This is a genomic window from Neorhizobium puerariae, from assembly GCF_042429745.1.
Classification (GTDB): domain Bacteria; phylum Pseudomonadota; class Alphaproteobacteria; order Rhizobiales; family Rhizobiaceae; genus Neorhizobium; species Neorhizobium puerariae.
Genome location: NZ_JBHMAA010000006.1, coordinates 96,206 through 117,322, shown reverse-complemented (window position 1 = coordinate 117,322; position 21,117 = coordinate 96,206). Strand labels below are relative to the sequence as shown.

24 protein-coding genes are annotated in these 21,117 nt (G+C 62.1%); 15 read left to right on the top strand and 9 right to left on the bottom strand.

Going from position 1 to position 21,117, the window contains the following annotated elements; genetic code table 11:
- Genes ACFFP0_RS03960 through ACFFP0_RS03940 form a run of 5 tightly spaced genes read right to left on the bottom strand, consistent with a single transcriptional unit; the run spans position 1 to position 4,718 of the window.
- The gene (locus tag ACFFP0_RS03960) at positions 1-936 is read right to left on the bottom strand and encodes an N-carbamoyl-D-amino-acid hydrolase (protein WP_377256547.1); all 936 of its coding nucleotides are present in this window, start codon (positions 934-936) and stop codon (positions 1-3) included.
- A 3-nt stretch (positions 937-939) separates the two neighbouring features.
- Entirely contained in the window at positions 940-2,025 is a 1,086-nt protein-coding gene (locus tag ACFFP0_RS03955; protein ID WP_377256544.1) for an ABC transporter ATP-binding protein, read from the bottom strand.
- 4 nt (positions 2,026-2,029) lie between these two features.
- Positions 2,030-2,818 (bottom strand): ABC transporter permease, encoded by a 789-nt coding sequence (locus ACFFP0_RS03950; RefSeq protein ID WP_377256541.1) that lies wholly within the window; start codon positions 2,816-2,818, stop codon positions 2,030-2,032.
- A gap of 7 nt (positions 2,819-2,825) precedes the next feature.
- Entirely contained in the window at positions 2,826-3,662 is an 837-nt protein-coding gene (locus tag ACFFP0_RS03945) for an ABC transporter permease (protein WP_377256538.1), read from the bottom strand.
- Positions 3,663-3,692: 30 nt separating this feature from the next.
- Positions 3,693-4,718: an ABC transporter substrate-binding protein gene (locus tag ACFFP0_RS03940; protein ID WP_377256535.1), complete on the bottom strand. Its 1,026-nt coding sequence runs from the start codon at positions 4,716-4,718 to the stop codon at positions 3,693-3,695.
- Between the two features lie 161 nt (positions 4,719-4,879).
- On the opposite strand from ACFFP0_RS03940, the gene ACFFP0_RS03935 reads away from it, so the two are divergent.
- The 3 genes from ACFFP0_RS03935 (at position 4,880) to ACFFP0_RS03925 (ending at position 8,584) form a co-directional block, all read left to right on the top strand.
- On the top strand, positions 4,880-5,593 hold the full coding sequence (locus ACFFP0_RS03935) for a GFA family protein (protein ID WP_377256533.1): 714 nt from the start codon (positions 4,880-4,882) through the stop codon (positions 5,591-5,593).
- A gap of 89 nt (positions 5,594-5,682) precedes the next feature.
- Positions 5,683-6,570 carry a LysR family transcriptional regulator gene (locus ACFFP0_RS03930; protein WP_377256530.1) on the top strand — a complete coding sequence of 296 codons (888 nt, stop codon included), beginning with the start codon at positions 5,683-5,685 and terminating at the stop codon, positions 6,568-6,570.
- Positions 6,571-6,952: 382 nt separating this feature from the next.
- Complete coding sequence (locus ACFFP0_RS03925) at positions 6,953-8,584, top strand: ATP-dependent acyl-CoA ligase (protein WP_377256527.1); 1,632 nt, start codon at positions 6,953-6,955, stop codon at positions 8,582-8,584.
- Between the two features lie 51 nt (positions 8,585-8,635).
- Here the strand turns inward: ACFFP0_RS03925 and ACFFP0_RS03920 are convergent, their stop codons facing one another.
- Genes ACFFP0_RS03920 through ACFFP0_RS03905 form a run of 4 tightly spaced genes read right to left on the bottom strand, consistent with a single transcriptional unit; the run spans position 8,636 to position 12,055 of the window.
- On the bottom strand, positions 8,636-9,358 hold the full coding sequence (locus tag ACFFP0_RS03920) for a maleate cis-trans isomerase family protein (RefSeq protein WP_377256524.1): 723 nt from the start codon (positions 9,356-9,358) through the stop codon (positions 8,636-8,638).
- Entirely contained in the window at positions 9,355-10,077 is a 723-nt protein-coding gene (locus ACFFP0_RS03915) for a hypothetical protein (RefSeq protein ID WP_377256521.1), read from the bottom strand. The genes ACFFP0_RS03920 and ACFFP0_RS03915 overlap by 4 nt, the downstream gene beginning before the upstream one ends.
- Before the next feature lie 14 nt (positions 10,078-10,091).
- Positions 10,092-11,312, bottom strand: coding sequence for an NAD(P)/FAD-dependent oxidoreductase (locus tag ACFFP0_RS03910; RefSeq protein WP_377256518.1), 1,221 nt, complete (start codon positions 11,310-11,312; stop codon positions 10,092-10,094).
- A gap of 59 nt (positions 11,313-11,371) precedes the next feature.
- Positions 11,372-12,055: a GntR family transcriptional regulator gene (locus ACFFP0_RS03905; protein ID WP_377256516.1), complete on the bottom strand. Its 684-nt coding sequence runs from the start codon at positions 12,053-12,055 to the stop codon at positions 11,372-11,374.
- A 242-nt stretch (positions 12,056-12,297) separates the two neighbouring features.
- Between ACFFP0_RS03905 and ACFFP0_RS03900 the strand changes: the two genes are divergently transcribed.
- The 12 genes from ACFFP0_RS03900 (at position 12,298) to ACFFP0_RS03845 (ending at position 20,978) form a co-directional block, all read left to right on the top strand.
- Positions 12,298-13,584 carry an aromatic ring-hydroxylating oxygenase subunit alpha gene (locus ACFFP0_RS03900; protein ID WP_377256513.1) on the top strand — a complete coding sequence of 429 codons (1,287 nt, stop codon included), beginning with the start codon at positions 12,298-12,300 and terminating at the stop codon, positions 13,582-13,584.
- Between the two features lie 5 nt (positions 13,585-13,589).
- Entirely contained in the window at positions 13,590-13,940 is a 351-nt protein-coding gene (locus ACFFP0_RS03895; protein ID WP_377256510.1) for a hypothetical protein, read from the top strand.
- Between the two features lie 9 nt (positions 13,941-13,949).
- On the top strand, positions 13,950-14,375 hold the full coding sequence (locus ACFFP0_RS03890; RefSeq protein ID WP_377256507.1) for a cupin domain-containing protein: 426 nt from the start codon (positions 13,950-13,952) through the stop codon (positions 14,373-14,375).
- Entirely contained in the window at positions 14,368-14,649 is a 282-nt protein-coding gene (locus tag ACFFP0_RS03885) for a cupin domain-containing protein (RefSeq protein WP_377256504.1), read from the top strand. Before ACFFP0_RS03890 ends, ACFFP0_RS03885 begins: the two co-directional genes overlap by 8 nt.
- Positions 14,646-15,173 (top strand): nuclear transport factor 2 family protein, encoded by a 528-nt coding sequence (locus ACFFP0_RS03880; RefSeq protein WP_377256501.1) that lies wholly within the window; start codon positions 14,646-14,648, stop codon positions 15,171-15,173. Before ACFFP0_RS03885 ends, ACFFP0_RS03880 begins: the two co-directional genes overlap by 4 nt.
- Entirely contained in the window at positions 15,170-16,006 is an 837-nt protein-coding gene (locus tag ACFFP0_RS03875) for a dihydroorotate dehydrogenase electron transfer subunit (RefSeq protein WP_377256498.1), read from the top strand. Before ACFFP0_RS03880 ends, ACFFP0_RS03875 begins: the two co-directional genes overlap by 4 nt.
- Positions 16,000-16,938, top strand: a complete 939-nt coding sequence (locus tag ACFFP0_RS03870; protein WP_377256495.1) for a dihydroorotate dehydrogenase — start codon at positions 16,000-16,002, stop codon at positions 16,936-16,938. Before ACFFP0_RS03875 ends, ACFFP0_RS03870 begins: the two co-directional genes overlap by 7 nt.
- Positions 16,935-17,264: a non-heme iron oxygenase ferredoxin subunit gene (locus ACFFP0_RS03865; protein ID WP_377256492.1), complete on the top strand. Its 330-nt coding sequence runs from the start codon at positions 16,935-16,937 to the stop codon at positions 17,262-17,264. The genes ACFFP0_RS03870 and ACFFP0_RS03865 overlap by 4 nt, the downstream gene beginning before the upstream one ends.
- The gene (locus tag ACFFP0_RS03860; RefSeq protein ID WP_377256489.1) at positions 17,261-18,247 is read left to right on the top strand and encodes an asparaginase; all 987 of its coding nucleotides are present in this window, start codon (positions 17,261-17,263) and stop codon (positions 18,245-18,247) included. Before ACFFP0_RS03865 ends, ACFFP0_RS03860 begins: the two co-directional genes overlap by 4 nt.
- Before the next feature lie 193 nt (positions 18,248-18,440).
- The gene (locus tag ACFFP0_RS03855; protein WP_377256486.1) at positions 18,441-19,358 is read left to right on the top strand and encodes an ABC transporter substrate-binding protein; all 918 of its coding nucleotides are present in this window, start codon (positions 18,441-18,443) and stop codon (positions 19,356-19,358) included.
- Position 19,359: 1 nt separating this feature from the next.
- Entirely contained in the window at positions 19,360-20,154 is a 795-nt protein-coding gene (locus ACFFP0_RS03850) for an ABC transporter ATP-binding protein (RefSeq protein ID WP_377256484.1), read from the top strand.
- Entirely contained in the window at positions 20,151-20,978 is an 828-nt protein-coding gene (locus tag ACFFP0_RS03845) for an ABC transporter permease (protein WP_377256481.1), read from the top strand. The genes ACFFP0_RS03850 and ACFFP0_RS03845 overlap by 4 nt, the downstream gene beginning before the upstream one ends.
- Positions 20,979-21,117: the final 139 nt, after the last annotated feature.

Genomic DNA, 21,117 nt, shown 5'->3' with positions numbered 1-21,117 from the left:
TCACACCTCGACGACCGGTCCCTTGCGCTCGACGATCAGTCCGTATTGTGACGGTTCGCGATGGCGGGCGAAATCGAAAATAGTGCGCTTGTAGAGCGTGCCCATGTCGAAATCGCATTTGGCGCTGATAAGCTCGTCTCCGGTGGTGGAGGCCATGGCGACGATCTGGCCGGAGGGTGCGACGATCATCGACAGCCCGATCATGTTCGATCCTTCCTCGCAACCGGCCTTGGCGGCGGCGGCGATCCATGTGGCGTTCTGATAGGCTCCGGCCTGCAGGGAAAGCTGGTGATGAAAACCGGTCAGCTGGTCGAAGTCAAAGACGCCGGTATGGTCGTCGGGGGTGTTGTAACCGACGCAGACGAGTTCGGCGCCCTGCAGCGCCATGACGCGATAAGTCTCCGGCCAGCGGCGATCGTTGCAGATGCACATGCCGACGACCCCGCCCATCGTGCGCCAGACGGGAAAGCCTAGATTGCCGGGCTCGAAATAGCGCTTTTCCAGATGCTGGGAGGTGCGGCCCTCGACCGGCCCGGCATGTCCCGGGAGGTGCACCTTGCGGTATTTGCCGACGATCCGGCCCCTGGCGTCGACGATGATCGCCGTGTTGAAGCGGCGCGTGCGGCCGTCCTCCTGCGCGAGCTCCGCATAGCCGATGTAGAAGCCGATGCCGAGATCGCTTGCGGCCTCGAAAAGCGGCCGTGTTTCCGGCCCCGGCATTTCGGGCTCGAAGAAACTGTCGATCTCAGCCGGGTCGTCCAGCACCCAGCGGGGAAAGAAGGTGGTAAACGCGAGTTCGGGGAAGACGACGAATTCAGCCCCGCGCGACTTTGCCTCGCGAAGGAGTTCGATCTGGCGCCTGACGACGGTCGAACGGTCGTCGTCACGGGCGATCGGTCCCATCTGGGCGCAGGCGAGGTTGATGAAGCGGCTCATCGGTCAAGGGTCCTTCTTCTTGCCCAGTTCTTCATGAGGCAGAACGGTGCTGTAAAGCGGATTGATGGAAAGGTGAACGGCCGCGCCTGCCTCAAACGGAGCCTCGATCGCTCCCAATGCGACGAGCGTGCCGGCCGGACTTTCGCAATGATACTGGTAGCTGCGTCCGAGGAAGGTGCGAAGGCCGATGGTGGTTGCGACGCCGCTGCCGGCGGCGCCCGGCGTCAGGCCCTCGGGCCGTGCCGCGATGAGGCCCCGATCCGGGATATTGCCGTAGTCCGCGGCCGAAATCACGACCTTGCTGCTGCCATCGAATTCGATCAGGACCCTGCCGTCGGCCAAGCGGTCGGCGACACGGAAGGGCAGGATGTTCTCGAAGCCGACGAAACGCGCGACGAAGGCGTTGGCCGGACGGCGATAGAGCGTTTCGGGCGTGTCGAGCTGGACGATCCGTCCGGCATCCATGATCGCCACCTGGTCGGAGATGGAGAACGCCTCCTCCTGGTCGTGGGTCACATAGACGGCCGTCCGTTTCCCGGCCATCTGCAAACGGCGGATCTGGACCCGCATATCGACGCGCAGCTTGGCGTCGAGATTGGAGAGCGGTTCATCGAACATCATCAGCGGCGGGTCGATGACGAGCGCCCGGGCAAGGGCCACGCGCTGCTTCTGCCCGCCGGAGAGCGCGGCCGGCAGCCGGTCGGCGAGGTGGCTCATGCCGACGATATCCAGCATTTCGAGCGAACGTTTGCGCCGCTCCGCGGGAGCGATGCCGCGCTGCTTGAGGCCGAAACCGACATTGTCGATGACGCTCAGGTGCGGCAGGAGCGCATAGTTCTGAAAGACGAGGCCAATGTCGCGGCGGTGCGGCGGAAGGTTCGTCAGCTCCGTTTGCCCAAGCCGGATCGAACCGGTCGAGGGTTTCAGGAAGCCGGCGATCAGCCGGAGCGTCGTCGTCTTGCCGCAGCCCGAAGCGCCGAGAAGAGAGATCAGTTCACCGCTTTTGACCGTCAGGTTCAGGTCGTCGAGGATGCGGATCGGGCCATAGTGGGCGGAGACGCCGACGAGCGAGAGGGTGGGGCTGGTCATCGGTCTATTTCATGACTTTCGACAGGCCGAGCGTGCGTTCGACGATCACGATGACGATCGCCGTCAACAGCATCAGGAGCACCGAGACCGCCGCGACCGACGGATCGAAATGCTGCTCGACATAGGTGAAGAGGTTGATGGGAAGCGTGCTGATGCCCGGCCCGGTGAGGAAGAGCGAGACGGACACGTCGTTCATGGAGGTGATGAAGGCGAGGATGAAGGCTGCGACGATGCCCGAACGGATATTGGGAAGCACGACGACGAAGAAGGTCTTGAGCGGCGGGCAGCCGAGCGAGATCGCGGCCTCCTCGGCGCTGAAATCGAAGCTTGCGAGACTCGCCCCCACGACACGCACCGCATAGGGGATGGCGATGATCGTGTGGCTGATCAGGAGCGCCGTCATCACCGGCAGTTCCAGCGTCACGATCACGCTTTTCAGCAGGGAGAAACCGAAGACGATCTCCGGCACCAGCACGGGCAGGAAGAAGATCGAGCCGAACCAGCCGGGAATGGCCGAGCGGTAGCGCACCAGCGCATAGGCGACGGGAATGCCGACCAGCATGGCGAGGCCCGTGCCGAGCGTCGCGACGACGAGGCTCGTCTTGAAGCTTTCGATGAAGCTCCCGTTCTCGAGCACGAAGGCGAACCAGCGCAGCGACACGCCTTGCGGCGGGAAGGCGAGGAAGGTGCCTGTCGTCAGCGACGCGCCGAAGATGATGACGAGCGGTGCAAGCAGGAAGAAGAAAACGAGGTTCGCCATGAGGCGGACGAAGAGCGACGATCGTGCGGTCATGGCCGGGTCATCCTGCCGAAGGGTTGAGGCGACGGGCGGCATACTGGCCGAGGAGCACGACGGCGAAGGTGATGGCCACCATGACGACCGCGATCACGCTTGCGGAATCCCAGTCGAAACTCACCATCGCTTTTTCGTTGAGGAGCGTCGGCAGGATGGTCTCCGCCTCGCCGCCGAGGAGGCGGCCGGTCGCGAAGGCTGCGAGACTGCCCGTGAAGACCAGCACGCCGCCGACGAGCAATCCCGGCGCGATGAGCGGCAGGGTCACCTGGTAGAAGACGCCGGAGGGCGTGGCGCCGAGCGAGATCGCCGCGTCGACGACGCTCCGGTCGATCGCCTCGATCACGCCGATCAGCGAGAGGATCGCAAGCGGGGTGAAGAGATAGACGAGGCCGAGGATCAGCGACGTTTCGGTGAAGAGCAGCGGCAGCGGCTGATCGACGAGGCCCGATGCGAGGAGGGCGGAGTTCAGCATGCCGTTTCGACCGAGGATGACCATCCAGGCGAAGCTGCGGACGATGGCGCCGGTCAGGAGCGGAAAGACCGCGCAGACCAGCAGGATCTGCCGCCGCAGGCCGGTGGTCTGCGCTATCCTGCTTGCGGCCACATAGCCGAAGACCAGCGATATGACGGAGGTGACGAGCGCGATCCGCACGGAGCGCACGATCACGGTCACATTGTAGTCGTAGGCGAAGAACTGGCGGAAGAGGGCGAGGCGATCGTCCTGCGGCCCTATCGTGCCGGCAAACGTGCCTGTCACCGGCAGGACGAGGAGGCCGAGGACGATGAGCGTCCCCGGCAGCACCAGAAGATAGGGGAGAACCCGGCCGGGCTGGATGTTCATGGGGTGAGATCTCCCGCTTCCGTCTTCGGCCTACTTGCCGAAAACATCGTTCCAACGACGTTCCCAGTCGGCCTTGCGGGCAAGAATGGCCTTGAAATCCGGCTTGCGCAGCTTGGAGATCGCATCGGCGCCGTAGGCCATCTCGCCGACCTGTTCCGGCTTCAGCACGACGTTCCTGTTGACCGGGCTGTCGCCGACGGCCACGAATTTCTCCTGCACTTCCCTGCTGAGCTTGTAGTTGATGAACTGGTGGGCGAGCTCCGGATTGTTGGCGCGCTTGCCGATGTTGAGCGTGTTGAAGATGGCGTAATCGCCTTCCGAAAGAGGCGCCCATTTGGCATTCGGCACGGCCTTGTGGATTGCCGGAGCGGCAAAGTCCTGAACCGCCGCGACGATGACTTCGCCGGTCGAAAAGAGGTTCACCAGTTCCGAGCCGGTATTGTAGGTCTTGCGGACGTTGTCCTTGAGTTCGCCGAGGCTCTTGAAGGCGCCGTCCGGGTCCTTGAAGGCGTCGACGCCGGCGCGTTCGCCGGCGATAACGGCGGTCAGCGGGCCGGTCGTGGTGTTGAAGCCCGGAATGGCGACAAACCCCTTGAACTCCGGCCGCCAGAGATCCTTCCACGAGGTGATCGGCTCCTTGACCTTGGAGGCGTCGTACATGATGCCGTAATGGCCGGCCACATAGGCCGGGCCGTAGTCTTCGCCCTGGGGCGCCCTGGCGATGTCGTAGACTTCCTCAAGGTTCGGCACCTTGGAGCGGTCGATCTTGGCGAAGACGCCGGCGTCGATGCCTTGCTGGGTGAAGGCGTCGGTGATGAACATGACGTCGATGCCGCCACGCACCCGCATCTTGTTCAGCCTGTCGGCATTGTTGCCGGTGTCGATCACGACCTTACAGCCGCAGATGGCTTCGAAAGGCTTGTAGAGAAACTCGTTCGATTGTTCGGGCGTATATCCCCATTCGGAAACGACAAGGGTTTTCTCCTCGGCGATGACGACATTGGTACCCGCTGCAAGCGCGGCAACCAGGGATAACAGAGTGGGTACGAGACGCATGCAGGGGCTCCGTGAGATCCAGATCGCATATTGGAAGGGCAGATTTTCTGCGTGCCCACGCTATAGGCAGTTTTATTTCCCATGCAAGAAATTTTCTCTAGTTGGAAATATTCGTCCCGATTTTTCTGATTGGCTCCGGGGAAGATGGAGGGGCGAATCCTATGACCGCAACCCAATGCACATGCCCGGCCACCGCGGCGATGGCTGCGACGCTGGCAAATCGCTTCATGAACTGTCTATCGGAAGCCATATGCGTTGGAGAGGGGGCGCCGACATCCTCCGTTGTGAGACGTATCGAAGCATGGAATCGGGTACGTGATCCGCTTTCGAGGTTCAAGGCGAATTCCAGCCTTGGCCATGTTTTCAATTTTCTTTGGATACGGTATACGCATCTTGTCTCATTTGCAGCGCGCCGAGCTGCAGAGTTGGCGGAGGGGATCGACATGACGGATGAAGGGCAGAAAGCGGAGCTGATGGATGTCGATGGCGCCTGTCATTGCGGTGCGATCACTTTCACGGCCCGGATCGACCCCGATGGTGTTCACATCTGTCATTGCACGGATTGCCAGGCCTTGACCGGTTCAGCCTTTCGGGTGACTGCGCCAGGCCCGGAAGACGCTTTCCATCTGGTCTCGGGTTCGCCGAGCTATTATACGAAGACCGGCAGCAGCGGCGCTCCCCGCCTTCAGGCCTTCTGCGGCAATTGCGGCTCGCCGATCTATGCGACATCGCCCTCCGGCACGAACAGGACCTTCGGAATAAGGGTTGGAGTCATACGCCAGCGCAACGATATCCAGCCCAGAGGCGAAATCTGGTGCGGGTCGAAACTGGATTGGCTGCCTGTTTTTGCAGGGGATAGGCGGGATCGCCAATAACCGAAGGAGCCGTGCCTGTGCGAGCTCTGGCTGGTACTGTCTCTTCTTCGATGGGAGGACACCTGTCGCCGCGGGCAAGGATCGGAAGCATGAATCTCAAGCAGTTGGAATATTTCATCGCGTTGGCGGAGGAACTGCATTTCGGACGCGCCGCCGAAAGGCTCGGCATGGCGCAGCCGCCCTTGTCGCGGCAGATCAAGCAGATCGAAACCGATCTCGGAGCGCTGCTGTTCATCAGGGGGCGCAGCGGAATCGCTCTCACCCAGGCCGGCGAAAGATTCTACGAACGCGGCTCGTCCCTGCTTGCGGAATTCGACGATATCAAACGTGAAGTGCAGCGCATAGGCCAGGGGGCGGAGGGCAGGCTTCGCATCGGGTTCGTCAGCTCGGCCACCTATGGCATCTTGCCAACCATCCTCAAGTCCTTCCGGGCCGCCTATCCGGAGGTCAATCTGTCGCTGGTCCCGATGAACAACGCGCTGCTGCATCGGTCGCTCATCCGGCGCGAGATCGATATAGCCATCGCCCGTCCTGCACTGGAGGACAACGAGATATTCTCGCGCAATCTGGTCACGGAACCCCTCGTTCTGGCGGCGCCGGATACGACGACCTTGCCGCCAGGCCCGGTGGAGCTGCGGTCGATGCCGGATGTCAATTTCATCCTGTATCCCGAATATCCGCGACCCTCGTTTGCCGACGTGGTCATCAAGGCCTGCGAGAGCCTGGGGGTCGAATTGCGCCGACGCGTATTCACCATGGACATTCAGACCGCGATCGCCCTGGTCGTGGTGGGGGAGGGATTTGCCCTGGTGCCCGCTTCGGTCGGCGCGGTTCAGCGCAATGGCGTTCGCTATCACGAGATCGCGCGTCTTCAGGCCACGACCGGAATCTCGGTCAATCACCGGATCGACGAGCAGAGCATTCACGTCAGGAATTTCTCCACCCTGGCGCAGAAAGTGGCCCGTAAGTTGAAGTGAGAGGCCGGAATTAAATACCGGTCAGGCCTTTGGTTCGCTGCAACCGGATTGCGCGGGTGAAGCAGGCGGCGAAACGCCGCCTCACGGCAAGCGGACAAGGTACGCGCCATCGCCACCTTTCTTCCAGGGTGTCCTGCGAGGGCCCATGGGCACGCGTTCGGACAGGCTTGTGCCGCTTGCCGCAGGGGCACGTTATTTCCTGCACCCTGGAGCTTCCGAAAGCCCGTCGGTCTTGATATGCAATAAATCACAGCTAAAATCGCTGTATTGGAATTTGCGTATCCGGACTGCCGACGATTCTTCGCGCTGGTTCGGGATCAATCGGCAGGCGGGATGAGAACCGCCCGCGCAGGTGCAACGGATTAAAAAACAAAGGGGAACGATGAGCGCAGATCAGATCGCATTGTCGCGGCAGGCCGATGTCTTCAGCCTGAAGGAGGCGTTTCCTCCCTCGACGCGTACATTTCCTCAGATGATGATCCGTCAGGCGGAACGTTTCGGCTGCCGGTCGCTGGTCACCGTGGGTGGAGCAACTCTGAGCTTCGAGGCAACGAAACGACTGGCGGCACGCGCCGGATTTGCGTTGCGCGCCGCAGGCGTCAAGCCCGGCGAAACGGTCGCTGTCATGTGCGGCAACCGGCTTGAATGTCTTCAGATCCTGCTGGGCTGCGCATGGTGCGGCGCCATTGCCGTGCCCATCAACACCGCCTCGCGCGGCGCCCAGCTCGAACATATCCTGAAGAACAGCGGGGCGAAACTCGCCGTCGTGGAGAGCACGCATCTGGCTGTCTTTCAGCGGCTGCCGCAGGAGAGCCTTTCGCTCGAGCGCATCTGGACGGTCGGGGATGTGCCGGCAGACGCCGGTCTCGGATGGCCGCATGGCCCGATACCCGATCTGGATGCCGAGATGGAGGCTCATCCGAGCCTTCCGTCCGATACGGTGGCGGTTCTCTACACATCCGGTACGACGGGCGTGTCGAAGGGGGTCTGCTGTCCGCATGCGCAGTATTTCTGGTGGGGCGTTCATACGGCGGCATTGCTCGGCGTTACCGAGGATGACGTGCTGATGACCTGCCTGCCCCTGTTCCACACCAACGCGCTGAACACATTTTTCCAGGCTCTCCTGACGGGGGCGTCGCTGGTGGTCGAGACGCGTTTCTCCGCCTCCCGCTTCTGGACGAGCCTTGCGGCGCATGGCGCGACCATCACCTACCTGCTGGGCGCGATGGTTCCGATCCTTCTTTCCAGGGATGCTTCCGATACGGATAGGCGGCATGGAGCTCGTATCGCGCTGGCTCCCGGCGTCCCGCCGCATTTTCACGCGCCTTTCACAGAACGTTTCGGCGTGTCGCTGCTCGACGGCTACGGGTCGACGGAGACCAATTTCGTCGTCGGCGCGCTGCGGCACGAACAGCGGCTTGGGGCGATGGGAAGGGCGCGACCGGGTTTTGAAATCGCCGTATTCGACGAATACGACAATCAGGTGCCGGACGGGACGGCGGGAGAGCTGGTCGTCCGGGCGTCGGAGCCGTTTTCGATCGCCACCGGTTATCTGGGCATGGCGGAAAAGACCGTCGAGGCCTGGCGGAACCTCTGGTTCCATACGGGTGACCGCGTCATCAGGGATGCCGACGGTTACGTCCAGTTTCTCGACCGCATGAAGGACGCCATCCGGCGCAGGGGCGAGAACATTTCCTCCTTCGAGGTGGAGCAGGTCCTGATTTCCCACCCGGACGTCGAGAATGCCGCGGTCTTTCCCGTCAGGTCGGAGCTTGCGGAAGACGAGGTCATGGCGTCGATCGTGCTGAAGAAGGGAGCGGTGCTGGGCGCCGCCGACCTTCTCGATTTCTGCCAGCCGCGGATGACGTATTTTTCCGTGCCGCGGTTCGTCGATTTCGTCGATGAACTGCCGCTTACCGAAAACGGCAAGGTCCAGAAGTTCAAACTGATCGAAAGGGGTGTGGCCGACACGACCTGGGATCGCGAAAAAGCCGGCTACACCCTTCTGAGATAGGCACCTGCTATGTGTCCGGGGCCTGTCGATCGGCAGCCCTGGACATGCGGATCAAGGCTTGGAGCGGCCGATGCCGAACAGCTTCCCGTATCGCACGCCATCTTGAGGCAGGCCGAGTTCGTTCAGGACATGCCAGAGCAGTGCGCTGTTGCTCGTCACCACCGGTTTGCCCGTTACCGTCTCGATCTCCGCAATGACCGGCGAAATGTAGATGCCGGCGCAACTGAACAGCAGCGCGTCGCACTGGCGGGTATCGGTCGCTTTCGCGAGATCCAGCCAGGCCTCCGGCAGCAGTGACCCTTGCGCGATCGGCTCCAGGCACTCGATATGCCCTTCGGCGACCACCTCGAATCCCTCGTTGGCGAGATAGGCCTTTTCCGCCTCGACAACGTCTTCCCGGTAGGCGGTGAACAGCGCGATCTTGCGGGCCGAAAGGGTCCGCAATGCCGCTTCCACCGCCTCGATCGTCGTGGTAGCGCGGATGCCGGTTGCCTTCTCGATGCGCGAACATACGTTCTTCGGCCCGGCGATCAGGCTGGCCGCGGTGCAATTGAAGGCGATCAGGTCCACTTTGGCATCCGCGAGCAATTGTGCGTCGCGTTCGAGATTGGCGACCAGATCGATGTCCGACTGCTTGCTTGTGTCACGAAAGGACATGCGCGTGGTGAGGAACTGCACGCCTTCCGGGGCCATGCGCTGCATTTCGAAATCACAGATCCCGCCCGACGGGTACAGCTGGCCGATCCGTGCCCGATATCCGAACCCCAGGCTCATGACCGCCACCGTTCGGGATTGCCGACCAGTTCTTCCGTCAGCATCGGAAAATGGATGTTGCTTCCGGTAAAGGGCGGAAATTTCTCGAAATCAGCCCGCATGTCATGACGCACACCCGAGTTGAGGGCGGCCTCCAAAGCAGCTGCGCTGTCGAAGATCAGGCGGTTGCGCTGCATGTAGTCGACGCGTTCCCACCGCATCCGGTCGCGCCATCCGACCCGCGTGTAGATTTCGATCTCGCGGATGCGTGGAAACGTCTTCATGATCTGCGGGTGGTGGTCGAGATAGTAGTCCAGCCAGGCGTTGAAGTCTTCGGCGGTGCCCGGGTAGTGAACCAGATAACTGCAGGGCTTCTCCGTCCCGTCCGGCCGGTGGACATCGTCCAATACGTCGTAGGGGCGGGCATACATGGCCTGGTGCGTGACCCGCAGTCCCGGAACGTCGCCCAACAACGCCGGGTCGGCCAGCTTCCGGAGGGGACCCTGCGCGGATATGGTGTGCTCGAGTGCTTCGAGCGTGTCGTAGTACAATTGCAGGGCCAGCCGCGGTGACGGACCGTCGTCCGTATAATAGTCGCGAGCCCTGGCGGGCAGGAAGAATAGCCCGCGGCGGAGGTTCGGCAAGCCTTGCACGATTGCGCGGGCCGCCTCAATCTTCTCCGGCGCGAGCTCGAATTGCGGATCGTCCGACTGGACGTAGACAAAATGGCAGAACGGCATCGGGAACTCCTTCCTCAGACGAGAGATTTCAGAGCGATGGCGGGATCTGCCAATGCTTCAGGTGAGGGGCGGGCCGCCGTTTCGACCATCTTTTCCAGAAAGCGGCGATCACGGCCGTTGTCGATCAGCACTCCGCCGGTGACGACCCCGTCTTCGAGCCAGTAGAGGCTGGAGCCCGGCTCGCCGCACGCGCCCCGGACGACCACGTCCGCGCCGGCTTGCCAGAGGCCCACGACCTGGATGTTGCGTTCATGTTGATCGCTCCACATCCACGGCACCTCGCAATGAACGGTCTCGATGCCGCAGATGGTCCTGGCGACGGCTTTGGCCTGCCTGTCGGCGTTGCGCCAGGTTTCCAGCCGCATATGCCGGCCGTAGAGCGGGTTCATGCTCTCCGCCACGTCCCCGACTGCGTATACGCCATCGTATCCGCAGACGCGGCCGTATTCATCCGTGACGATTCCCGAGGCGTGGCCGATCGTGTCCTTCGGCAGCAGTGCGGTATTGGGGGTCATCCCCACGGCCATGAGGATGATGTCGGCCTCCACGGCGAAGCCGTCCCCCAGTTGCACGGAAAAACCACCGGTGTCCCGTGGCCCGATGCGGGTTACCGCGGCGTTCGTCATGATCGTCGCACCGTGCGAACGGTGCAGGTCTTCAAGCCAGGCGGAAGCGGCGGGCGGCAGAATCCGGCCCATCACGCGCGCGCCGGCCTCGATGACCGTCACCTGCCGGCCCAGTGCCGCGGCGGTCGCCGCGACCTCCATGCCGATAACCCCGCCGCCGATGATGGCGATATGCGCGGTGCGACCCAGCTCCGCCCTCAGGACGCGGCTGTGCTCGAGGTTCCGGAGGACCTTTGCGAATTCCGCTCCGGGAATGTCCGGAATGCGAGGGCCGCCGCCTGTCGCCATGACCAGCGTGTCGTAGCGGGCGATGCGCCCGGATGCAAAGCGCGCTGCTTTCCCTCCTGTGTCGATTTCCACGACGGGGTCCGACGCGACGATCTCGATCCGCGTGTGCGCCCATTCTTCCGCGGGACACAGGAACAGGCTGTCCTCGGCGGCCGAGCCTTTCAGCACCGCTTTGGAAAGCGGCGGGCGCTCATAAGGCAGATACTCCTCGTCGCTCGCCAGAATGACGCGTCCGCTAAAACTCTCCTGCAGCAGCTGGCGGGCGAGCTGGCCGCCGGCCTGTCCGCCCCCCACGATCAAAACCGTGTCTTGTCCACCCATAACTTCGCTCCATAAAGCTATGAGATTACGTATTCCGTATACGTTGACGGATGTCAATCTTATATCGACTGGTTTGTCGCGGTCTCGAAGCCCAGGGATTCCTTCCAGTAATGCTGATAGGCCTTCCGGGCGTTGATGAGTTGCTGTTCCATCAGGCTGCGGGCCATGTCCGGCTCGCATGCCTCGATCGCGTCGGCGAGCTTCAGCATCCCTTCGTAGGAAATGCGCCGCCACGGGTCGTAACTCAGGGTCCGGATGCGCATGAAATGCACCGAATCTTCATAGCGGTTGATGGCTGCAACGAGCTGGCGATTGCGGACGTGGCTGTAGATGTCCTGGCGAACCCTGCGATGCACTTCGATATAGGCCGACGAATCGGCACTGCCGACGAGCGTCGCCTTCACCCTGGCCCCCAGTTGCTTCATGGACTGCCCGTCGTTTTCGACGATCATTCGTTCGACCGCGTAAGGCTCCAGGCGAAGGCGGATCTCAATGACGTCGACGATCTCGTCATAGGTGAAATCGGGGAAGCGGAAGCCCTTGGCGGCCTGGACGAGCAGGCCGTCCCGGACGAGCATCGCCAGCGCTTCCCGGACAGGCGTCCTCGAAACCCCGAGGTCCTGGGCGAGGTTGATTTCCTGGAACTTGGTGTCGAGAGGGAAGGCGCCGGATGTGATCCGCTCCTTGAGGGTCGTATATACCTGCTGTCGCAGGTCGGCGACGCGAACGATAGAGTTTTCCATTTTTCTTCCTGGGCATCAAGCCGGCAGCGCGGGCGCGCATTGCTGCGTACCGAATACGTACTGAAGTCAACCTTCCATTGCTCTACGACAGACGGGGCAAAAAGTCACTCTCCCGGTTGCCGCACCATCTCTCCGATCGATGTATTGCCTGCCAATTCATCAATTGTTGAGATGGATGAATATCTGGGCTTGTCATTTCTCAATTCTACGAATACCGTATACGTAAATTTGGAGGCCAAGCGATGACAGATCCCGTTCGACTACATGACCGCTATCCGGAACTCGGGAATGGCAATCTGCCTGTCGCGCCCTACATCGATCCGGCCTATTATGATCTTGAAAAGAAATATCTTTTTAAGCGGACCTGGTTGCATGTCGGACGCGTCGAGGAGATAGCCAGGGTAGGGGACTACGTGGTGCGGGAACTGCCCGTGCTGGATTCCTCGATCATCATTGCCCGGGATCGCTCCAGGCAGGTGCGCGCCTACCACAATGTCTGTTCCCATCGCCTGAACCGCGTCGCCTACGAGCCTGCGGGCAATACGCGGAAGTTCTTCTGCAAGTTTCACGGCTGGGCCTACGATCTCGACGGCAGCCTCAGCGGCGTGCCGGATGAGAAATCCTTCATCAATTTCGACAAGAAGTGCTATGGGTTGACGCCGGTTTCGGTCGATACCTGGAACGGTTTCATCTTCATCAATCTCGACCCCAATCCATCGGTTTCGCTCAAGGATTTCATGGAGCCGATGTATGCCGGCTTCGAGGATTATCCCTTCGAGAAATTCACTGCCTGTTATTCCTGGAATGCCGTGGTCGGCTGCAACTGGAAGGTGGCGCTCGATGCCTTCCAGGAGACCTACCATGTCGGCTATGTCCATGGGCGCTCGATCGCTTATGCGCTGCTCAAGGACGAGGATGGAAACCTGCATCCGATCGACGGCATCTGCGGCACGCATCACCGGCGCCTGTCGATCGCCGGCGATCCGGATACCGTCTACGGAAACCCGCAGGCCGCGACGGCTGCGGCCGATCGCGACGTGGGCCACAATCAGGTCGGCCACAAGATCGCAGCCAAGGCGCTGAAGGTCGCACAGGGCGGGACGAAGCTGGATTTCAGCGACATGAAGCTGCCGGAGAAGCTGAACTGGACGAAGCACTCGACCTGGGCCTTCGATATCAATGTCGTCTTCCCCGACTTTTACCTCTCCTGTCGGCCGAACTATTTCCAAGCGTATAATTTTCGACCGGTCGCCCACAACAAGACGCTGTTCGAGGCGCGGGTTTATTACCCGGAAATGGCGACTTCCGGAGGGCGCTTCTATCAGGAATACATGAAGACCGCGCTTCGGGACGTCCTGCTTGAGGATCTATCGACGCTGGAATCGACGCAGCGGGCTGCGGAGACGGGCGCCAAGCAGGAAATGGTCATCCAGGATTTCGAACTGATGGTGCGCCATCAGGCGGTGGTCATCGACCGCCTCATCGAGGAAGGGTTGCGCCGTGACGGTCAACTGCAGGCGGCGGAGTGATTGCGATGTCGAAGCTTCCCAGTGAATTCAGCCATCTCGAAATCTGGTCCGACTGGTGCTTGCGGACGGAGACCGAACGGAACCTGCGCCGCGTGAGCCTTGGTTTCGAGCCGATCAGCGCCTTTGCGGATGCGATGCTGCCGCATGTCGAGAAGATCTGCGAATGGATCGACGCCCACAGGGTGGAGGACGGCAGCTACGACCCGCAGACGCTGAACCTTTTCTACATGCTGCTGTCGTTGGCCGAGGTGGCGCCTGCCATCGAATCCTACGACCCGGAAGTGGAGGTCGTGGACGGTTACGATACCCGCCTCTTCGTTCCTGACGAGAAGCACAAGCTGCGGCCGGCAATCTGAGAGGGTCCCATGTCCAAGTGCCAGATGTTCTCGTTTGTCGAGAACCTGAGTGAAGTCGTTCCAGGCGGCCTCTACATGGGGTCCGTGGTCGGCGAGACCATGAGCGTCGGCGCCGTCAATTTCAGGCTGCCGAACGGCCCGTCCGTTCCCGCCAAGGCGCACACCCATGGCGAGGAGGCCTCGCTGCAGTTGCGGGGCGGCTGCACGGTCAATCTTGGCTGGAGCGTGACCGAGCCCGATGCCAGTGTCGAGATGGAGGAGGGGACCGTGATGATTATGCCTGCCGAGCAGGCGCATTCCGGGGTCAACCGGTTCGATGGCGAAGGCTCTTGCCTGCGGCTCAACGTGGTGACCCCACCACGGGCAGAATATGGCGCCAAGGGCTCTGCGAAGGTGTTCTATCCGGTAGACAACAAGGAGAACGCCGATGCCTGATGGTTGCCAGGTCTCCCAGACGGGTTTCGCTCGACAGCCGTTCCATACGGAAGGCCGTGATCTGATCGTCGACATGGTGCGCATGGCCGGGGAAAGCCGGGAGCCCGCCGGACCGGAGGAAGTCGTCGCCGTTCTGGAAGGCACCGCGCGCATCGATTGCGGTGACGAGAGCTTCCAGCTGCCGGCCGGTTCCGGCCTGCTGATCGCCGCGGGCCTGCCGCGCCGCTGGGATATCGAGGGCGAGGCGCTGGTGTACCGGGTGCGCACGCGATGACGATCGAGGAGCTTGAGGCGCGCATCGAAAAGCTCGAGGCGCGCGCCGACATGGACGCATTGATGCAGCGCTACGCTGCGGCTGCCGATCGCAAATACACGGCGCTGGGACAGAAACAGCCGCCGGAGGCGGTTGCCGCCGCCGCGCGCGACCAGGCGGAATGTTTTACGGTCGACGGCCGCTGGTCGGGCGGCGGCTTTGGCGGAGACCTGCAGGGCCGCGCGGCGATCGCTGGTTTCTTCGAAACCAGCCCTTGGTTGTTCACCGCGCATCACTATGGCGCGCCGTCGATGGACATTGCGGGCGACGGCGCGCAAGTCCGGTGGCGCCTGCTCGAAATCGGCATCCGGGAGCAGGACGGCAAGGTTCTCCTGCTGACCGGCGCCGTTTCCCAGCACTGCCGTCGGACCGGCGAGGGCTGGCGGATCGCGCAGATGGCTTTCGAGAGCCTGCATGCGATCTGCCTGGCCGAATTGCCCACGGAACTACGTTGCCTCATACCCGCTGGCGAGGTCCTTTCATGAACATCCAATCGTGCCTTCCCAAGGGGGCGGGCTTCAGCGTTGCCGAAAACAAGTGCCGGATCGTCTCCAACGAGGCCGTCAATGAGGAATACCGGCTGCTCATCGCAGAGGCCGACGACGTGGCTCTCTCGGCGCGGGCAGGGCAGTTCTTCCATCTCCTCTGTCCCTCGGTGGGTGGCGAGAAGCCGTTCCTGCGCCGGCCGATGAGCATCTACAGGGTGGACCCGGAAGCCGGCCGGATCGGCTTTCTCTACAAGGTGACGGGCAAGGGCACGCGAGCCCTTTCAAGTCTCCGGCCGGATGACACGATCGATGCGATGGGGCCGCTCGGGCAGGGGTTCTCCCTCCCGTCGGGAGTGCGGAATGTCCTGATGGTCGGCCGTGGCGTCGGGCTTGCCACACTCGCTCCGCTGGCGCGGCTCGCAACGAAATCCGAAGCGGCCGTGACCGCCGTGCTCAGCGCCAGGCGCAGGGATCTCCTGATGTCGCGTCAGGAACTCGAAAACGCCGGGGCGCGCGTGATCGAAGTGACGGACGAGGAAGGCACTAGCCAGCCCGAGACGCTGGAAGCGTTGCTCTGCGACCTGCATGCTCAGTTACCCTTCGATTTCGCCGCGACCTGCGGATCGAACCGCCTGTTCCAGCTCGTGCGGTCGCTCTGCGCGGAATGGAACATTCCCGGAGAGACCGCGCTCGAGGCGTTCATGGGATGCGGCACGGGCATGTGTTACGCCTGCGTCGTCCCGACGATGGATGCCAATGGCAAGGAACAGTACCGGCGCGTCTGCTGGGACGGTCCGGTTTTCCCCATATCGGAGGCTCTGGGATGGTAGATCTTTCCGTTTCGATCGGCTCGCTGAAGCTCGCCAACCCGATCATGCCCGGGTCTGGCACGATGGCCGAGGGACTTGCCGACATCATCGATCTCGACGGGCTCGGCGCGATCGTCCTCAAGACCATCACGCCGGATATCCGGCAGGGTACGCTGACGCCGAGGGTCGCCGAGTTCAATGATGCGACGCTGTTCTCCATCGGTATTCCGAGCAAGGGTCCCGATTACTTCCTCAACAATACGCTTCCCTTCTACGGCCGTTACAAGGCTCCGGTCGTCGCAAGCGTTTCCGCCGACACCGTCGAGGATTTCGGCACACTGGCGGCCTACATCTCGGCGCCTTCGATCGCTGCGATCGAAGCCAACATCTCCTGCCCCAACCTTCGCGCCCACGGCCGCGCCTTCGGAATGGACATCGAGGCGACGGCGGGAGTGATCGCCGCCATGAAGCGGGCGACGGACAAGCCGGTCTGGGCGAAGTTGACGCCGAATGTCGGCGACATCGCCGCCTTCGCAAAGGCCGCCGAGCAGGCGGGTGCCGACGCGATCGTCACCGGCAATGCGATTCTGGGCATGGCAGTCGATGCGGAACGCATGCGGCCGCGGCTCGGCAATGTCATCGGCGGCCTGACCGGCAGCGCGGTGAAGCCCATCCTGCTGCGCATGGTGCATCAATGTGCGCAGGCGGTGGATATCCCGATCATCGGCTGCGGCGGCATCACCAACGGCGAGGACGCCGTGGAATACATGCTGGCGGGTGCGACCGCCGTGCAGATGGGCACCGTCAATTTCGTGCATCCGGGAGCGATGCCGGAAGCCGTCGGCTGGATCGAGGGCTATTGCCGCCGGCATGGGGTCGAAAGGGTCCGGGATCTCACCGGCGCGATGAGCGATACGCATGCCGGCCAGCCGAAGTTGAAGGTGACGCAATGAACGCCATCGAGCTCAATATCTGGACCGATCTCTGTGGCATCGACGAGGTGGGGGAAGGGGAGGCCAAGGCCTTCCTCATCGGCCCGAAGCGGCTATGCGCCGTCAACGACGGACAGAATTTCTTCGTCGTCGACGACCTGTGCACCCATGGCGTGGCCTATCTTTCCGAAGGATACTGCGACACGGAGGAATGCGTGCTCGAATGTCCTCTTCACGGCGGTCTGTTCGACTACCGGGACGGCAGTGCGCAAGGCGATCCGGCCGAGAAGCCGGTCAGGTCCTATGCCGTTCTGGTCGAGGGCAATCGCGTCAAGGTGAAGCTATGACGCGCCGCATCACCATCATCGGCGCCGGGGGCACGATCGCCATGCAGGGCGCTCATGCCTTCGACTGGATCGATTATGGCGACAGCGGAATCATCAATCCGGTGGATCGCGTCGTCGCCGGAATGGATCTGGGGCTCGCGGATATCGGGATCGATCTTTTTCCTTTCCGGATGCTGCCGGGAACCGGGATGACGGCAACGGATTGGTTCGATCTCCTGGAGGCAATCAGGGAGATCGCGGCGACCGGCAAATGCGACGGGATCGTGGTCACCCACGGGACGGCGACACTGGAGGAGACCGCGTTCTTCCTCAAGCTGACGGCGCCGGGGGGCATTCCGATTGTCGTATCCGGCGCGCAGCGGCCGCCGAATACCGCATCGAGCGATGCCGTCGCCAACTTGAGGCAGGCGGTTTCAGCCGCTGCGGCGGCGCCCGGCGGCGTCTACGTGGTGATGAACGGCCAACTGTTCGATGCAAGGGATGTCACGAAGACTGCAAATCACGCGCTCGATGCGTTTGAAGCACCGGAGTTCGGCCCACTGGGTCGCATCGAGGCCGATGGGTCGCTCTCGCTACGCCGCAGGGGGGCGGGAACCGCCGTGCTGTTTCAATCGCTGACGGTCGCCCCTTCGGCGCTTCCCCGCGTCGACATCGCTTATTCCTACAGCGGGGCTGACGGCACAGCGATCGATGCGTTCGTCGAGGCCGGCGCCAAGGGCATCGTCAGCGTGGGCTTTGCACCCGGCCGGTCCACGCCGGCGGAGCGGGCCGCCTTGATCCGCGCGGTGCAAAAAGGGGTAACGGTCGTCCAGAGTTCCCGCGCGCTGCGCGGGACAGTGCCTGTCCAGCCCTATAACGTGGATGCCGGAATACTGGGAGGCGGAGACCTCTCACCGACAAAAATTCGCATTGTCCTGATGCTGGCGCGAGGCTGCGGAATGACGCACGGGGAAATTCAGGCACTCCTGCAGGGAAGGATATGAACGACATCGAACCATAGAGTAATTTTAAACTTAAAATTTGACAGGGCCGGGCATCGTGCATAGGCTTCTGTCCAATAGAAAAGCGGTGCGAAGACATCGCTGGGGACGAAATATCCGAGAGATCGAAACCCGCAGGTTCTGCCTGCGTCGTGGCGCTGGATCTTGAAACGGTTTTAAAAAGGTGAGGTCTACAATGAAGTTGAGAAGCTTGATGGCGGCTCTGGCCGTGGCCTGTTTTGCCATGGGCTCTGCGAAAGCGGAGAATTTGGTAATCGGAGTGGGAACCGACGCGGCCTATACTCCCTTCTACCTTGCGCTTGAGCGGGGCATCTTCAAGAAGCACGGCCTTGACGTGCAGTTCCTGAAATTTTCCAATGGCGGCGAAGCGGTCGATGCCGTCGTCGCCGGCCAGGCCCAGCTCTCCGGCGCCGCCGAGCAGACGACCATGATCCGCATGGCCCGCGGCGCCGACCTGCGCCCGACTGTGATCTATGAAGAATCCGGCAGCTATATCAAGCTCGTGACCAAGCCGGATATCGCCGATGTCAAGCAGATCAAGACTTTCGGTGTCGTCAAAGGCAGCGTCAGCGAATATTCCGCCAGCCTGGCGATGAGCAAGTTCGGCGTTGATCCCTCCACGGTGAAGATCGTGCCCGCGGGGCCGCCGGAACTGCCGGCTCTTCTGGCCCGTGGCGATATCGACGGGTATTTCGCATGGGAGCCATGGCCGAGCATCGGTATCCGGCAGGGCGGCAAGGCGCTGCTGACCAGTGGCGACGTCGGTTATGCCTACACCATGTGGCTGACGGCATCCGGCGCCTGGCTCGACAAGAACATGGGGACCGCGAAGTCGGTGGTCGCGGCGCTGACCGAGGTCAACGCGCAGATCACCGCGGAACCCGACAAGGCCGCGCAGGAATTCCAGGCGATCACCAAGCTTCCTGCTTCCGACACAGTCGGCTTTCTGAAGACGACGAAATGGGATGTCCGCCCGTTCACGGAGCGGGACTATGCCAGCTTCGACAAGATCGTCGACTTCATGGTCTCCCAGAAGATCTCGGCGACCAAGGTCGACTTCCGCACCGCGATGCAGAAAGGTCAGGTGAAGTGACATGGCAAAGGGTGTGGGCATAACGCTCAAGAACGTCGCAATTACCTTCGACAGCCATTGCGTGGTGGCGGGGGCGAATCTCGACATTGCGAAGGGAGAGTTCGTCTGTCTTCTGGGACCGAGCGGCTGCGGCAAATCCACCCTGCTCAACGTCATCGCGGGCTTCGTGCCCGCGACTGGCGTCGTCACGGCCGGCGGGCACCAGGTGAAAGGGCCGGGCGTCGATCGTGGCATCGTGTTCCAAAGCTCGGAAGCATTGTTTCCCTGGCTTACCGTCCGCGAGAACGTCGAATACGGCGCGCGCATCCGCAAGGTCCCCGCCCGGGAAAGGCAGGCTGCCGCCCTTGAATACCTCGCCATGGTCGGCCTTTCCCATGCAGCAGACAAACTTCCCAGCCAGTTATCGGGCGGGATGCGCCAGAGAGCGCAGATCGCCCGGGTCCTGGCGAACGAGCCCTCCGTCATCCTGATGGATGAGCCGTTCGGCGCTCTGGACGCCCAGACGCGGGAAATCCTGCAGCGCGAGGTCGCCCGTATCTGGCGGGCGACCGGCACGACCATCGTTTTCGTCACGCACGACATTTCCGAAGCCGTGCTTCTGGCGGATCGCGTCGTGACGATGACCGCGGGGCCGCGCGCGACCATCAAGAACATCGTACGCGTCGATATGGAGCACCCCCGCGACCTGGCATCGCCAAGAGCGCTGGAAATCGAAAAGGCCCTTCGCGAAGACATTTCGGCGGAGGTCGGACGGACGCTCAGGGCACAGGGACTGATCTCGGAGAACGTAGCATGAGCACCACAGAAAGCGCCTCGACGGACTTTGCCGGCAAGACGGGATACTTGACCATGATCCAGTCCGTAAAAAGCCTGTCTTCATCCTATCTGCCCGGAGCCTTGTCGGTTCTGGCCGGTATCCTGTTGTGGCAGCTTGCCAGTCTTGGCATTTCGCCGCTTTTCCTGCCTTCGCCCTCCGATACGGCGCGAGCCCTGATGGAACTGGCCGGTGACGGAACGCTGCAGACCTCGGTCGTGGCATCGGCTTTCCGTATTCTGGCGGGATGGGTCGCGGGCGTCGTCATCGGCATACCGCTTGGCATATTCATGGGGATGCTGCCGATCGTGCGCCGCATCTTCGATCCGTATATCGAGTTTTTCCGCTTCATCCCGCCGATCGCCTTCGTCACGCTCGCCGTGATCTGGCTGGGGCCGGGAGAAATCTCGAAGATCGCTCTCATTTTCTATACGACGGTCTTCATCGTGACGCTGAACACGATAGCGGGCGCCAAGGCGACCCTGGAACTGCGGCTTCAGGCTGCGTCCGCGCTGGGCGCCAATCGCTGGCAGACGCTGATGACCGTGGTGGTGCCGTCGACAGTTCCCTTCATGGTGACGGGCGCACGGATTGCGATGGGCAATTCGTTCCTGACGATCGTTTCCGCCGAGATTGTCGCGGCCCAGGAGGGGCTGGGGGCGTTGATCTGGAACGCGCGCAATTTCGGGCGCACGGACTGGGTTTTTGCCGGCATCATCGTGCTCGGCCTGCTTGGCCTGTGCTTCGACCGGATCTTGCGCTTCGCAACCGCCAGGTTCCTGAGCCGGTACCAGATCAAGCACTGACCTGACCGAATGGATTTTCGCATCCGACGAGGGATGTCACCGAGCTGCCCGGCAGTCGCCGGGCGCGTACCCGTATGGGCAGATATCAAGTACGTTGCCATTCGCCGACCCCGGAGGCGAGCATCTCGTCCACGGCATC

What these genes read in the sequence shown, in the direction of transcription:
- ACFFP0_RS03960 (WP_377256547.1), bottom strand. Translation starts at nt 936, where the DNA reads ATGAGCCGCTTCATCAACCTCGCCTGCGCCCAGATGGGACCGATCGCC.
- ACFFP0_RS03955 (WP_377256544.1), bottom strand. Translation starts at nt 2,025, where the DNA reads ATGACCAGCCCCACCCTCTCGCTCGTCGGCGTCTCCGCCCACTATGGC.
- ACFFP0_RS03950 (WP_377256541.1), bottom strand. Translation starts at nt 2,818, where the DNA reads ATGACCGCACGATCGTCGCTCTTCGTCCGCCTCATGGCGAACCTCGTT.
- ACFFP0_RS03945 (WP_377256538.1), bottom strand. Translation starts at nt 3,662, where the DNA reads ATGAACATCCAGCCCGGCCGGGTTCTCCCCTATCTTCTGGTGCTGCCG.
- ACFFP0_RS03940 (WP_377256535.1), bottom strand. Translation starts at nt 4,718, where the DNA reads ATGCGTCTCGTACCCACTCTGTTATCCCTGGTTGCCGCGCTTGCAGCG.
- ACFFP0_RS03935 (WP_377256533.1), top strand. Translation starts at nt 4,880, where the DNA reads ATGACCGCAACCCAATGCACATGCCCGGCCACCGCGGCGATGGCTGCG.
- ACFFP0_RS03930 (WP_377256530.1), top strand. Translation starts at nt 5,683, where the DNA reads ATGAATCTCAAGCAGTTGGAATATTTCATCGCGTTGGCGGAGGAACTG.
- ACFFP0_RS03925 (WP_377256527.1), top strand. Translation starts at nt 6,953, where the DNA reads ATGAGCGCAGATCAGATCGCATTGTCGCGGCAGGCCGATGTCTTCAGC.
- ACFFP0_RS03920 (WP_377256524.1), bottom strand. Translation starts at nt 9,358, where the DNA reads ATGAGCCTGGGGTTCGGATATCGGGCACGGATCGGCCAGCTGTACCCG.
- ACFFP0_RS03915 (WP_377256521.1), bottom strand. Translation starts at nt 10,077, where the DNA reads ATGCCGTTCTGCCATTTTGTCTACGTCCAGTCGGACGATCCGCAATTC.
- ACFFP0_RS03910 (WP_377256518.1), bottom strand. Translation starts at nt 11,312, where the DNA reads ATGGGTGGACAAGACACGGTTTTGATCGTGGGGGGCGGACAGGCCGGC.
- ACFFP0_RS03905 (WP_377256516.1), bottom strand. Translation starts at nt 12,055, where the DNA reads ATGGAAAACTCTATCGTTCGCGTCGCCGACCTGCGACAGCAGGTATAT.
- ACFFP0_RS03900 (WP_377256513.1), top strand. Translation starts at nt 12,298, where the DNA reads ATGACAGATCCCGTTCGACTACATGACCGCTATCCGGAACTCGGGAAT.
- ACFFP0_RS03895 (WP_377256510.1), top strand. Translation starts at nt 13,590, where the DNA reads ATGTCGAAGCTTCCCAGTGAATTCAGCCATCTCGAAATCTGGTCCGAC.
- ACFFP0_RS03890 (WP_377256507.1), top strand. Translation starts at nt 13,950, where the DNA reads ATGTCCAAGTGCCAGATGTTCTCGTTTGTCGAGAACCTGAGTGAAGTC.
- ACFFP0_RS03885 (WP_377256504.1), top strand. Translation starts at nt 14,368, where the DNA reads ATGCCTGATGGTTGCCAGGTCTCCCAGACGGGTTTCGCTCGACAGCCG.
- ACFFP0_RS03880 (WP_377256501.1), top strand. Translation starts at nt 14,646, where the DNA reads ATGACGATCGAGGAGCTTGAGGCGCGCATCGAAAAGCTCGAGGCGCGC.
- ACFFP0_RS03875 (WP_377256498.1), top strand. Translation starts at nt 15,170, where the DNA reads ATGAACATCCAATCGTGCCTTCCCAAGGGGGCGGGCTTCAGCGTTGCC.
- ACFFP0_RS03870 (WP_377256495.1), top strand. Translation starts at nt 16,000, where the DNA reads ATGGTAGATCTTTCCGTTTCGATCGGCTCGCTGAAGCTCGCCAACCCG.
- ACFFP0_RS03865 (WP_377256492.1), top strand. Translation starts at nt 16,935, where the DNA reads ATGAACGCCATCGAGCTCAATATCTGGACCGATCTCTGTGGCATCGAC.
- ACFFP0_RS03860 (WP_377256489.1), top strand. Translation starts at nt 17,261, where the DNA reads ATGACGCGCCGCATCACCATCATCGGCGCCGGGGGCACGATCGCCATG.
- ACFFP0_RS03855 (WP_377256486.1), top strand. Translation starts at nt 18,441, where the DNA reads ATGAAGTTGAGAAGCTTGATGGCGGCTCTGGCCGTGGCCTGTTTTGCC.
- ACFFP0_RS03850 (WP_377256484.1), top strand. Translation starts at nt 19,360, where the DNA reads ATGGCAAAGGGTGTGGGCATAACGCTCAAGAACGTCGCAATTACCTTC.
- ACFFP0_RS03845 (WP_377256481.1), top strand. Translation starts at nt 20,151, where the DNA reads ATGAGCACCACAGAAAGCGCCTCGACGGACTTTGCCGGCAAGACGGGA.